Here is a 12,692-nt window from a genome sequence, read left to right on the forward strand (position 1 = left end):
AGGCGAGCTCTTCAGGTCCTCCTTCATTCGTATTTTTGTGGGACAGCAGTGACCCGTAGGAGGTGTGCACGGTCAGCGGAATCACGAATATCCAACCGTGCGGACGCGCCACCGCGCGGGTATACGTATGCTGCCGCACCGGCCCGGCCCCCTCTTCCTCGATGATGGCCGGGCAGCGGCGGATGACGGCCGTATTGGTGGGGATGAATGAGATGTCGATGTGCTCGTCGGGATCGAGCTCCTTCGGAAACCCGCGGGCATCGAAGACCAAGTCGTAACGTTCCGGCGGCAAGCCCTCCAGTTCCACCAGCGCGCCGCCGTCCACCCTGGTAATATCGAGCACTTTCGCGTCGATGTGGCGCGCGCGCGTGCTTGCGTCCAGCAAATCCGCCATCAGGTCGGCGGAGAGATGGTAGGCGTAGGACACCTGTTGCGGCGTGAAATAGTGGGTGAAATCCCGATTGCGCCGGCCCCATCCCTCGAACGCAACGCCATATTTCCGGGTTCCATTCAGGCGTTGCTGGACCGTTTCATGAGGCAGATGGGTCAGTTGCCGCAACTCCTGCACCAGGCTCGGCCAACTGCCTTCGCCCACGCCGATGACCGGGATGCGCGAGTCATAGATATGGTGCAGCTCGTGGTCGCTGTCGGGATGACGAAGCGTGACGCTGGCAGCCGCCAGGCATCCCGCGGTTCCCCGCCCGACAACCGCGATCTTCCGCAAGGATTTGCCGCCTGGCTGCATCAGCGCACGCGTCGGAGCGCCGTTCGGGTGAATTCGCCGTCGTCGAGATTGGTGCGGAACCGGAAATCGGTCCATTCAAGCACCGTGCTCGCTCCGGTCAGGTGATTCACCATCGTCTGTTCTCCCGCCCGCCAGTACCGGTCCAGGTATTGCCGGTAGTCGGCGAGAGTGAGCGTCTTCAGGTGCGAGCCCCTTCGATCGTAAAGCTCGACCTTCCAGGTTCGAAGCTCGCCCGTATCCTGCCAAACGAGCTTGCGGCTGTATCCGGACTTCTTGTCCAGGGGAGCTTGCTCGATCACCGTACAAGTGAGCTCCCCGCAGGGCTCGTCGCGAAGATACTTGTAGGTGTACTCGTCCACCTCGTGAGAGCTCATGTCTTCGTAGGAAAACTCGCTTCCCATGAACGACCCCGAACGCCTCGCGGCGTTGATGCGCTTCACCCTCTTGAGAGCCGGCAGATACAGCCACTGGTCGTCCGGAGTGTTGACGTGAGCGTGGGTCAGGAGGGCGGTTCCGCGCACGTCCGGCGGCTCATCGAACACGAACAGGCTCTTGTCGCCGTCCCCCCGCACCTCCAGCACCTTGAAGCGCATCCGCCGGACGCTCTCCCGACCGTGCCGGTCGCGCAGCACCATGGTCATTCCGGCGGTGAAGTCCCCGAACCCATCATCGCGCGCGCTTGCCTCACGCGCGATCCTGAGACCCTTGTCCTGGGCCGTTTCTTCCCGCGCTATGACATGTACGTTTGGAAAGAAAAAGCACGCCAGCGTCAGGAACCGGATACCGAATGAAGCACACTTGAGCCATCGGAAACCCTTCGTCCAGTGCTGGCCGACGTACGGTCTTCGGGCGGTTTCGTGGTCAGGAAACATCCGCGCAGGTCCCGTCATGGACATTGTTGCATCGTACCTTGATTCCCTCGGAAGGTTAAGTGCCGACATGAACCAAACCAGAACGCTTGTTCTCCAAAAAGTCACTGGAAGCCCTTGCCGCACATCGAGGACTTGACCTTGCCGGGTCGAGATTGCATATAATTCTTCCAAACCCTCCTCCATCTGTGTGATATTTTCCTTTTCCTTGCTTGGTCTCGATGAGGAGGCGATGGATGACCGTGTTCAATAATCCTTTCGACTCATTCCAGAATACGGTTGCCGAGGGCAAGGAAGAACGCGAACAACTCGACCGTCTGCTGACCATTTCCACGCCCCGGGAGCGTCTGCTTGTCGCCGTCATCGCCGGTTTGTTGTGCATCCTCGCGGCATGGCTCATCCTTGGCAACGTAGCCCGTACCATTGCGTTGGACGGCGTACTGGCACAAGCCGGCGAGGGCCGGCCCGAGGGCACGCGGTCCGTGCGAGCGCTCGTGTGGATCAAGCGCGACGTTGCCTCGCACATCAAGGCCGGGATGCCGGCGGCGGTAGAGTTGGGCAGCGCGGGCGGAAAGGCGGACACGCTTGACGGAGTGGTCAAGACCATTGCCGCCGTGCCCCTGTCCGAGGGGTTGGCCGCGTTCGAGTCCGCGCCGCCGGTGTCCGTGTACCGCCTCGATGTCGCCCTCGACAAGCGCCTTGATCCTGCTTCCGTCGCGGGCCGCGAATGCCGGATCGTCATCGAGACCGGCAGGCAGTCTCCGCTCGCGCTTTTCGGAATGAGGCGACCATAGGATGCCGCCACAGGCCTCTAGAGGAGCCAGCGACAGGACCGCTCCGGAGCCGTCGAAACGAAGGGTGACCACGCCGATTCTGTTGCAGATGCACGCAACGGAATGCGGCGCCGCCTGCCTCGGCAGCATTCTGGCCTACTTCGGGCGCTGGGTGCCGCTTACCGAACTGCGCGAGAAATGCGAGGTGAGCCGGGACGGAAGCAGCGCGGCGAGCATCGCGCGCGCCTCCAGATACTACGGCCTCGAATGCAGGGGGCTCAGCGTACGCGCCGACTCATTGAAGAAGCTGCCGTTGCCCCTGATCCTGTTCTGGCAGTTCACCCATTTCGTCGTCCTCGAAGGATTCGACGGCCGCAATTTCCATCTCAACGACCCGGCCACGGGGCGGCGCACGCTTTCCGCGGAAGAGTTCACCAAGGGCTACAGCGGCATCGCGCTGCGGTTCGAGCGCGGCGCCGACTTCACGCCGGGCGGCGAGCGGCCCGGCCTGTTCAGCCAGTTGCGCACCTTGCTCGCGGGATCGTGGGGGGTGCTTTCCGGGGTGACGGCCTGCGGCCTCATGCTGACGTTGCTGGCGCTTCTTGTTCCCGCATCTCTCGGCGTCTTCGTGGACGATGTCCTGGACAACCATGGGCCTTGGGGCGGATTGGTGGCGGCATTGCTTGGCGGCGGCATCCTGGTGTACCTGCTGTCGCTGCTCAAGCACCGTTTCCTCGGGCGGCTCGCGGCGCGGATTGCGGTGGTGGGCTCCAATCGGGGCATGTCGCGGCTGCTGCGCCTGCCGGTGGAGTTTTTCGAACACAGGCCGGTGGGCGACCTGACCGATCGGGTCTCGTCCATCGACAGAATCGCGAAGAATCTGACCGAGCAGTTTGTGGTGCTCCTGATCGACATGGCGATGAGCGCGGTGCTGCTCATCGCCATGTTCACCTACGACGTCCTGCTTACGCTGGTGGTGCTGTCGCTGGCCCTTCTGCACGGCCTCCTGGCCCACTTGCTCAACGCCCTCCGGAACATTCGCAGCCAGGCCATGAGGCGCGAACAGGGATTGCTGCTCAGCGTCGGCATGCAGATGTTGCATCATGCGGACAACCTGCGCATGACGGGGTCGGACGACTGGTTTTTTTCGCGCTGGAGCGGCCAGCAGGCACGCGAACTGCGCGCGCGCCAGCTCTACTCCGAACTGGGCTCCGTCAATGCCGCGCTTCCGGGCCTGATCGCCGTACTTCGCGGCGCGGCCATCCTGGGCATCGGAGGAAGCCTCGTCCTCACCGGAGAGATGACCCTGGGGACGCTGGTCGGGCTCTATATCCTGGCGGAGATGTTTCTGGCCCCTGTCGGGCGCTTTCTGGAGTTCGCCGACAAACGCCGCGCGCTTGCCACCGACTTGCAGCGCCTGGAGGACGTGTCGAAAGCCGCCGAAGATTCCGTTTTCAGCCGCCGAAGTCCCGCATCGAAGTCACTCCCCACGTTCAACGGCCGGCTTCATCTCGCGGGCCGGCTCGAGCTGCGCAACGTCACCTTCGGTTACAACAAGAGCCGGCCTCCCTTGATCAAGGATTTCAACCTCCTGATCAAGCCGGGTCAGCGGGTCGCCGTGGTCGGTCCCAGCGGCTCCGGGAAGTCGACCCTGGCGCGTCTGGTTTCGGGCATCTGTCAACCCTGGTCGGGCGAGATCCTGTTTGACGGCCATCCGCGGGACGAGATCCCCGAGGACGTGCTGCGGCGCTCCATTTCCATGGTGGACCAGGAGGCCGTGCTCTTCTCCGCGTCCCTGCGCGACAACATTACCTTGTGGAACCCGGCGGTTCCGGATGAAGTCATCGTCGCCGCCACGCGGGATGCCTCCATCCACGAGGACATCCTGCTCAGGCCGCACGGATATGCGACGCTGGTCGAGGAAGGCGGAGTGAATTTCAGCGGCGGCCAGCGGCAAAGGCTGGAGATCGCCCGCGCGCTGGTGGGTCATCCGACGGTGCTCATTCTGGACGAGGCCACCAGTGCGCTGGATGCCGCGACAGAGGAGTATGTCGATGATGCCCTGCGCCGTCGCGGCGTCACCTGCCTGATCGTGGCGCACCGGCTGAGCACCGTGAGGGATAGTGACGAAATCATCGTGCTGGACAAGGGCGTGGAGGTGCAGCGCGGCACGCACGACGCCTTGATCGCGGACCAGGACGGCACGTACTACAAGCTGGTCAAGTCGGGCTGATACACGACGCAATGCCGGAATACGCATCCATAGGCCAACTCGCCGCCCGCTCCGGCAGATCCGTACCCTGCGCGGGCAACCTGCCGGTGCAACTCGACGACCCGGACAGCGTCTGGTTCATTGACCAGGGGGCCGTCGATCTGTTCCTGGTCGAATTCAAGGACGGGGTGGAACAGGCGGCGCCCCAGCATCTGCTGCGCTGCGAATCGGGCCGGTTGCTGCCGGGTGTCGCGCCGGACGAACAAGACGGCGCCCACAAGGACACCACGCTCGGGCTGATTGCCAAAGGACTGCCGGACACCCTTCTGAAACGCCTGCCCGCATCCGTGCTGTCCGAGGTCGACCCGGCGGAACTGGCGGAACAGACCGATGCCTGGCTGACCGCCGTGACCGACACGCTCTCGCGCCTGGTGAGCCGCCTCCCGCGTGCCACCGCGCTGGCGGAACCCGGCCTGACTCAGGTCCTGGGCCCTTGCACGCTGTCCGTGCGGCGCGGCGTCGTATGGGTGTCCGAACCCCCGCGCGGCGCAAGCCTGTTCATGGACATGGTCGAACAAGCGGAACTTGCCGAAGCGCGCGGCCCCCACGAAGCGGTGATACCGCTGACGCGGACAAGCTGGCTCACCTTGTTCGACGAGGCGACACTCTCGACCACGTCCACCGAAACCCTGGCGCGGCACGGCGCGCTGCTGCCGGCGCTCGCCTCGTTTCACGCGCTTGCCTTCGCCCTGGAGCGCTTGAACCGCCGGCTGGCCGTGGTCGACGATGCGAACCTCGAACGCGAACGGACCACGAGCCGCCGCACCGCCGAAAGCGCCGCCCGGCAGCGGCTGTTCAACATCTACGACCTGCCGGCGGATCGGGGCACCCGTGTCGAGGACACCGCTTTGGCGGATGCCCTGCACGTCATCGGGCGCCATCAGGGGATCGACTTCAGGATTCCGGCGCGTTCCGGACCCTCGGCTTCTCCTGTCGGCCTCGTCGACATACTCGACGCGTCGGGCGTACGCGCCCGGCGCGTGCGCTTCAAGGACGAGGGCGACTGGTGGCGCGGCGACAGCAACGCGCTGCTGGCATTCCGCGCCGGGGACGGCCGGCCGGTGGCGCTCTTGCCGGCGAGGTTCGGGCGCTACCGGGAAGTGGACCCGGTCACCAAGGCGAGCGTCCGGCTTTCGGCGGGGCGCGCCGCCGCGCTCCGGAACGAAGCCTGGACGTTCCATCAGCCGCTGCCGCCGGGGAACGTGAAACCGGCGGACCTGCTGAGAATCGCCCTGCACGGGTCGGCCGCGGATCTGGCACGGCTCGTGATGGCCGGGCTCCCGGGGGGCCTGATCAAGCTGCTGCCGGCGCTCGCGCTCGGATTCGTCGCGAACCACGTCGTGGCCGGCGGGAGCGCCGGAGCGATCTACGCCGTGGCCCTGACGCTTGCCGGCTTCGGTCTGCTCGGCGCACTGCTGCACCTGTTTCAAAGCTCCACCATGATGCGCCTCGAGGGGCGCTCGGCGTCCCGCGTCGAAGCCGCCTTCTGGGACCGGCTCATGCGCCTTCCCCCAAGCGTTCTGAACCGCCATCCGGCGGGCGATCTGGCCATGTCGGGCATGACCTTCCAGAATCTTCGCGACGGCCTGCAGGGTGTCCTCGCCGACAGCCTGCTGTCGATCATTTTCCTGCTCCCGGTCTTTGGCGTCATCTTCTTCTACGACGCCACCCTCGGGATCATCGCCCTCGCCTTCAGCCTGGCCGCGCTGCTGGTCACCGTAGCCGTGGGGTTGCGCCAGATTGCGCCTTACGGGCGGATGATCCGCGCCATACGCCGCGTCGCCGGCCGGCTGTTCCAGATCATGGGCGGTATCGCCAAGCTGCGCGTGGAAAACGCCGAAGGATCGGCTTTCGCCATGTGGGCGCAGGACTATCGCGAGCAGAAGCGCGCGGAGCTCGAGCTCGGCGCGCTCGAGGGACACTCGCGCGCGTTCGGCGCCGCGCTTCCCTTCCTTGCCGCCGGGGTGCTGCTTTTCGCGGTGGTCACGGCGGGCGGCCGTAACGTCCCGGTGAGCGATTTCCTCGTGGTCTACACCGTCTTCATCGCGTTCCAGTCCGCCATCGCCCGGCTCGGCGAGTCCTTCGGCACCATTGCCGCCATGCTGCCCGCGTTCGATCAGATGCGGCCGCTGCTCGTCGCGGTGCCCGACGCCGACGTCGAAGGAGAGCCGGTGGAACGTCTCGACGGCGAAGTCCTGTTCGACCGCGTTTCCTTTCGCTACGATCCCGACGGCCCGCTGATTCTCGACGACGTCACGATTCGCGCCCGTCCCGGCGAATTCGTCGCCATCGCCGGCGAGTCCGGCGCCGGCAAGAGCACCCTCTTCCGGCTCGCTCTCGGCATCGACCGGCCCACCGCCGGCGCGGTCTACTACGACGGGCGCGACCTCAGGCACCTGAACCTGAAGCAGGTGCGCCGGAAAATCGGCGCGGTTCCCCAGTCCGTGCGGCTCCATCCCCAGGATCTCTGGGACAACATCGTCGCGCACCACGAGGGAATTACCTCCGAGGAAGTGTGGCAAGCGGCCCGGGCCGTGGGGATCGAAAGCCAGATCAGGGCGATGCCCATGGGCATGATGACCATGGTGGGGGCCGTCGGAGGCGTCGTGTCGGGCGGCGAGAGCCAGCGCGTCACCATCGCCCGGTCGCTGCTCGGCAACCCGCGGATCATGCTGCTCGACGAGGCAACCAACTGGCTCGACAACGAAAGCCAGGCCGAGGTCATGCAGAACCTGGCCTTGCTGACCTCGACCCGGATCGTCATCGCGCACCGCCTGTCCACGCTGGAACAGGCCGACCGCATCTACGTGATGCAGGCCGGAAGAGTCGTGCAAAGCGGCTCCTTCGAGGAACTGGTGGAGGTCGACGGAGTATTCCGAGACCTCGTCAAGAGGCAGCTCGCTTGATCCGGACAATGCAGACGGGCCGGAAAATCCTGCTTCGTGTTCGTGATCGAACAGGAAAGTAGCGACTCGTACGGATGCCGCCCGCAGCAACAGAGTCGTCCGCGACCCGATTCGCCGAATGGGTGCTCCGCCACCGCTGGCTGGTCATCGGCATCACCCTGCTGTGGGTGGCGGCCGCGTCAAGCGGCATCGCCCGGCTCGAATTCTCCGCCAACTACCGCATCTTCTTCGACGAGCACAATCCGCAGCTTCTGGCACTGGAAGAACTGGAGAACACCTACGGGAAGAACGAGAACGTCGCCTTCCTGATCGTTCCGGACGACGGCGACGCCACGTCGCAAAAAGCGCTCTCGGCCGCCGTCTGGCTCACGGAAGCTGCCTGGCGAACACCCTTTGCGAGGCGCGTCGACTCCCTCGCCAACTTCCAGTACACGACCGCCGAAGGCGACGACCTGTATGTGCGGGACCTCGTGGACCCGCGGGAACTGGCCCAGGCCCAGGCGCGGTCGCGAATCCGCGCCATCGCCTTGTCCGATCCGCGCATCGCGGGCAGCATCCTGGCCCGCAAGGGCGATGTCAGCGTCGTAAGCGTCACCATTGAGCTGCCGGAGGAAGGCCTCCTGGAGGCCGTGGCCGAAGTTGCCGGATACGCGCGAGCGACCGCCGGGGAGGCGGAAGAGCGATTCCCCGGCATCGACCTTCGCGTCGTCGGCACGGTCATGGTCAACCAGACCTTCGTCGAGGCCTCCATCCGGAGCCAGATGATCTTCCTGCCCGCAAGCCTGCTGCTCATGGGCTTGATCCTCGGCATCCTCACCCGCGGCTGGGCGGGGGTGGCGGCCACCGGAACGGTCATGATCTTTTCCATTCTCGCGTCGATGGGCCTGGGGGTATGGGCCGGCATGCCCTTTTCCCCGCCCATCGCCCCGGCGCCGACCATCGTGCTGATGATCGTCGTGGCGAACTGTGTGCACCTGCTGGTGGCTTTGCGGCGGCATCTGCGCGACGGGCATTCCAGGCACGACGCCATCGTCGAATCCATCGGCCTCAACCTGCATCCGGTGTTTCTCGCAAGCCTCACCACCGCGCTCGGCTTCCTGAGCATGAATTTTTCCGAAGTGCCGCCCTACCGTCACCTGGGCAACTTCGTCGCTTTCGGCGTCGGCGCCTCCTTCCTTCTCTCCGTCACCTTTCTGCCGGCCCTGCTCTCGCTTCTCCCGGTCCGTGCGGCGAAGGACCGCCGGCTCCGCGCGCCCATGATGAACCTCCTGGCGAATGCCGTGCTGCGCTACAGAAAAGCGATCATCTGGGGATGGCTGGTAGTCGTGGCCGCGATGATTCTGGCCGTTCCGCGCAACGAGCTCAATGACGTCCTGGTTCATTTCTTCGACGAGAGCGTGGAGTTCCGGCAGGACACGGATTTCATGGACGAGCGCTTGAGCGGCAATACCTTGCTCGAATACTCGCTGCACGCATCCGTCGAGGGCGGCGTCACCGACCCCCGTTTCCTCGCCGACGTGGCCGACTTCGCCGGCTGGTACCGTCAGCAGCCCCCCGTGCGCCACGTGGCGGTCATCACCGATACCTTCCGGCAGCTCAACAAGAGCCTGCACGGCGACGATCCGGCCGCCTACCGGATTCCGGAAAGCAAGGAGCTGGCGGCGCAGTACCTGGTGCTCTACGAGCTGTCGCTTCCGGAGGGGCTGAACCTGAACAACCAGCTCGACCGGTCCAGGACCGCCACGCGAGTCACGATCTCGGCGGAGACCCTCTCTTCGCGAGAGGTGCTCGAACTGAACGCACGCGCCGAGGCCTGGCTCAAGGAAAACGCACCCCACGTAGCGGTGGTCAACACCACCGGGCCGGCGGCGCTGTTCGCCTATATCGGGCAGCGCAACATCCGCGCCATGGTGGTCGGGACGATGGTCGTGCTCCTGGCCATTTCCGCCGTTCTCCTCTTCGCCCTGCGGTCCCCGCGGCTGGGGGTGGTGAGCATCGTTCCCAACCTGGTTCCCGCGATCCTCGGCTTCGGCGTGTGGGGCTTGACGGTCGCGCAGGTGGGACTCTCGCTGTCCGTCGTGGTGGCCATGACCGTCGGCATCGTCGTGGACGATACCGTGCATTTCCTCAGCAAGTATCGCCGCGCGCGGCGTGAAGACGGCCTGAGCCCGGAAGAGGCGGTGCGCCACGCCTTCGAAACGGCCGGTGAAGCCATGTTCACGACCACGGTGGTGCTGGTGGCCGGATTCCTGATCCTGGTGTTTTCACCGTTCGTGCCCACCGCGCAAGTGGGGGTCCTGACGGCGATGATCATAGGCTTCGCGCTCATGGCCGACCTGACGCTTCTGCCGGCGCTGTTGATGTCGGTGGACAGTAGTTCCAAAAAAGTTCTTAAAAGTTCTAAATAACTCTTAATGGAGGCGGCAAGTACTTGTGGGAACGGTAGTTACGTGGTAGTATCCTCCCAAGCATTCGCAGAACTTGTGCGACAAAGGAGGAGTCGTCATGAGAAGCGGCGACGAAATGTTGCAGCACATTGTTGAGAAGTCCGCCCTGGACACGGAGTTCAGGCAACAGCTTCTCGCCGATCCGAAGGCCACCATCAGTCAGGAGTTGGGCATTACGATTCCCGATTCGATGACCATCCAGGTGCATGAGAGCGACATGCAGACGGTGCATCTCGCGTTGCCGCCGGATCCCAACATCACCGAGGAACAACTCGAAGCGATCTCGGCCGGCCTCTGCTGCTGCTGGTAGACCCGAACGGCCGGCGCACAGCCGGTCAATACACCGTTTGATCCCCCGTCGCCCCCGCCAGGGAGGCCGGCGGGGGTGTACTCGTTTACCGCCACGTCAGGGGGAGACCCCGGCCGAGAGCACCATGAACACGTAGGCCTTGGCTTCCCCGAGCCGGTCCTCGGACAGGACCAGCTTGATGTGGTGAATGCCGCGCATCATGATGTAACGCCCGGCCTTCCCGAACAGCGGCGTCGGTTTGGAAACCCAGCGGGCCAACTCCGCAAGCTTCTCCGGAACCACCACCTCCTCATGCCCCAAGGCTTCCAGGAACGGATCCCAGTCGGTCAGGCCGTCGAGCCAGTAGCGTGAATCCTTTGTGTATCGCTGCTTGACGATGAGCGTCAGGCCCAGCGTCGGACCGAGACCGTCTTCCCGAACGTCCACGTTCACCCCGGTCCTGACGATGTTCGCACGCTCCTTGAAGCGCGCGATCACGGCGTCGACAGCCGAGAGCCGCCCGGGCCAACCCGTGTCCTCGAGCCAGGCGCGCAGTTCCTCCCCCGCCTTGAAGCCCATGACCGCCAAGCGGATCGACCGCTCGCGCGACGGGAATACACCGAACGAATCCAGGCGCGTGTCTCCCGGCTGCGCCAGGTAAGCCCGTTCCACGTTCTCCCGCTCGGCGTCGTTCTTCTCCCAACCGACGCAGGATACGAGCGCGTCCACCACCGTACCGACGTCGTCCGCCTGACCGCCGGCGCCGACGATCGGGCGTTCGCCGGGCCGCAGGAACATTCCCGGGCGCGCACCCTCACTGTCCCCGGCCGAACCGATATCGTATTCCAGCATCAACTTGCGGCCGACAATGTCCCGAAGCGGCGACACTTCGGCATCCATTTCGCTGAACAACCGCGTGATGGCTTGCGCGGTCCCGTCCGTCTCATCGGTTCGCGCGCGCTCCCGGAAGAACGCCGCCGTTCGGGTGCCGCTCGCGAGGGAGGCGCCGAAGTCCGCCTCCGGCCCGGGTTCATGCAGCGGCAGCTCGAATCCGAAAGGCAGGGCGCCCATGGTGATGGGGAGCTTGCCGGCGCATTCGAGTATGCGCTCCCACTGCGGGGCGCCGACCAGGACCGGCGCAACCCTGTTGCGGAAATGCTTGAGCAAATCCGCCATGGTGGCGCCCTCTTGGGCGAGACGCTCCTGGGTCAGCGTGACGGCCTCGTCGATTTCCATCTCGTCTCCTCAAGCGATGACAGGCGCCGGATTCAGGTCGGCCTCGGCGAGAGCGTGCTCGCGGCGGCCCATGCGCACCGGCACTTCGTAAAGGCGCCCGGGCGCGAATCGTGCCCAAAAATGGCGCATGCCCGGCACGATGACCCGCACCACGGGCATGCCGATGTCGGGCCGGGTCTGGTCCAGGACCAGGAACTCCATCCCCTTGGCTTCCACGAGCCGGCGGCAATGCTCCACGTCGTCGCGCGCATCCGTGGATTCGACCACGGGATAGCTCGAAGCCTTGCGCGCGGGAGCGCCGTCCGCGGGGGCCAGCCACGAGCACTCGGCCAGCCGCGCCGTCCGCCACCACCAGAGCGCCAGCGGGTCGTCGATCATGGGCCGGCCGTCGCCGCCGGGGCGCGGCAGCCAGGTGAGGCACTGGTTCAGTTCGCAGACCGCGCGCAGGGCCGCGATGCGCGGGTCGGCGTGGGCGCCGGCGCCGTAAATGATGTCCTCGGTCTCGGCGTCCGGCCTGCGCGAGAGCGCCACGAACGCGGGAACGGCGATATCCGAGGTGACGTCCAGCATCCACAGGTCGCGCTCGTAGCGGGCGTAGTGGTCCGCGGCCGAGGCGAGGTACTCGTCGTCGAAGCTCGCGAGGTCGACCGCGGGCACTCGCAGGCGGTTGTACCACCAGACGGCGAACGCATCGCGCTCGGCCAGTTCATAGAAGCCTTGCAAGACGGCCTCTTCCAGCGTGTTGCCCGCCGCGCAGCCGTTGGAATCGGCGATCAGGTCCGACGGGCCGCGCTGTTCGGCCGGCATGCTGTAGAGCATGGACGTCGGCAGCCAGCGATGCCGCCGCCGCGTCAGCGACCACGCCGGAGTCCAGTCGATGGCGGCGTCGGGGTCGAGGCGCGGCGGGACGACGTTGTAGGGGTGGCCGCGCGAATTGATGCTCTTGGCGTCGTCGAGCTGGTGGTCGCTGAAGAGCTGCACATCGTTGGGGTGGATGGCCTCTTCTCCGCCGGCGAATTCGACGAATCGCTTGCGCGCGCGGACCTCGTCGCCGTGAAAGGCGCCCGAATAGCGCTCCACCGCCTCGCACAGGGCGCTGACCTCGGATTGTTCCCGCGTGCTGCCCTTGCCGGCGCTCTTGCTGCGCAGGCTGCG

At 65.4% G+C, this 12,692-nt stretch carries 9 protein-coding genes; 5 read left to right on the forward strand and 4 right to left on the reverse strand.

Translation table 11 applies throughout. The features are described 5' to 3' along the window. On the reverse strand, positions 1–820 hold an 820-nt coding region (locus OXU42_11655; protein MDE0030043.1), incomplete at its 3' end, for a tryptophan 7-halogenase. Further along, positions 745–1,380, reverse strand: coding sequence for an outer membrane lipoprotein-sorting protein (locus OXU42_11660; protein MDE0030044.1), 636 nt, complete (start codon positions 1,378–1,380; stop codon positions 745–747). The genes OXU42_11660 and OXU42_11655, both read right to left, overlap by 76 nt. 470 nt (positions 1,381–1,850) lie before the next feature. On the opposite strand from OXU42_11660, the gene OXU42_11665 reads away from it, so the two are divergent. The 5 genes from OXU42_11665 to OXU42_11685 all read left to right on the forward strand — a co-directional run bounded on the left by OXU42_11665 (position 1,851) and on the right by OXU42_11685 (position 10,322). Continuing rightward, on the forward strand, positions 1,851–2,408 hold the full coding sequence (locus OXU42_11665) for a hypothetical protein (protein MDE0030045.1): 558 nt from the start codon (positions 1,851–1,853) through the stop codon (positions 2,406–2,408). Positions 2,409–2,472: 64 nt separating this feature from the next. Beyond that, positions 2,473–4,620 (forward strand): cysteine peptidase family C39 domain-containing protein, encoded by a 2,148-nt coding sequence (locus OXU42_11670; protein MDE0030046.1) that lies wholly within the window; start codon positions 2,473–2,475, stop codon positions 4,618–4,620. 11 nt (positions 4,621–4,631) lie between these two features. Continuing rightward, positions 4,632–7,565, forward strand: coding sequence for an ATP-binding cassette domain-containing protein (locus tag OXU42_11675; GenBank protein MDE0030047.1), 2,934 nt, complete (start codon positions 4,632–4,634; stop codon positions 7,563–7,565). 74 nt (positions 7,566–7,639) lie between these two features. After that, positions 7,640–9,973, forward strand: coding sequence for an MMPL family transporter (locus OXU42_11680; protein MDE0030048.1), 2,334 nt, complete (start codon positions 7,640–7,642; stop codon positions 9,971–9,973). Between the two features lie 97 nt (positions 9,974–10,070). Continuing rightward, on the forward strand, positions 10,071–10,322 hold the full coding sequence (locus tag OXU42_11685; GenBank protein MDE0030049.1) for an NHLP leader peptide family RiPP precursor: 252 nt from the start codon (positions 10,071–10,073) through the stop codon (positions 10,320–10,322). 96 nt (positions 10,323–10,418) lie between these two features. On the opposite strand, the gene OXU42_11690 is transcribed toward OXU42_11685, so the two are convergent. Together OXU42_11690 and OXU42_11695 are read right to left on the reverse strand one after the other, a co-directional pair. Then, positions 10,419–11,537 (reverse strand): hypothetical protein, encoded by a 1,119-nt coding sequence (locus OXU42_11690; protein ID MDE0030050.1) that lies wholly within the window; start codon positions 11,535–11,537, stop codon positions 10,419–10,421. A gap of 9 nt (positions 11,538–11,546) precedes the next feature. After that, positions 11,547–12,692 (reverse strand): YcaO-like family protein (locus OXU42_11695; GenBank protein MDE0030051.1); only part of this gene is annotated, 1,146 nt, incomplete at its 5' end.

Source organism: Deltaproteobacteria bacterium, from assembly GCA_028818775.1.
In the GTDB taxonomy this organism is placed as follows: domain Bacteria; phylum Desulfobacterota; class Binatia; order UBA9968; family JAJDTQ01; genus JAJDTQ01.

Coding starts and splice junctions, on each gene's coding strand:
- OXU42_11660 (MDE0030044.1), bottom strand. CDS start 1,380: ATGGTGCTGCGCGACCGGCACGGTCGGGAGAGCGTCCGGCGGATGCGC.
- OXU42_11665 (MDE0030045.1), top strand. CDS start 1,851: ATGACCGTGTTCAATAATCCTTTCGACTCATTCCAGAATACGGTTGCC.
- OXU42_11675 (MDE0030047.1), top strand. CDS start 4,632: ATGCCGGAATACGCATCCATAGGCCAACTCGCCGCCCGCTCCGGCAGA.
- OXU42_11680 (MDE0030048.1), top strand. CDS start 7,640: ATGCCGCCCGCAGCAACAGAGTCGTCCGCGACCCGATTCGCCGAATGG.
- OXU42_11685 (MDE0030049.1), top strand. CDS start 10,071: ATGAGAAGCGGCGACGAAATGTTGCAGCACATTGTTGAGAAGTCCGCC.
- OXU42_11690 (MDE0030050.1), bottom strand. CDS start 11,537: ATGGAAATCGACGAGGCCGTCACGCTGACCCAGGAGCGTCTCGCCCAA.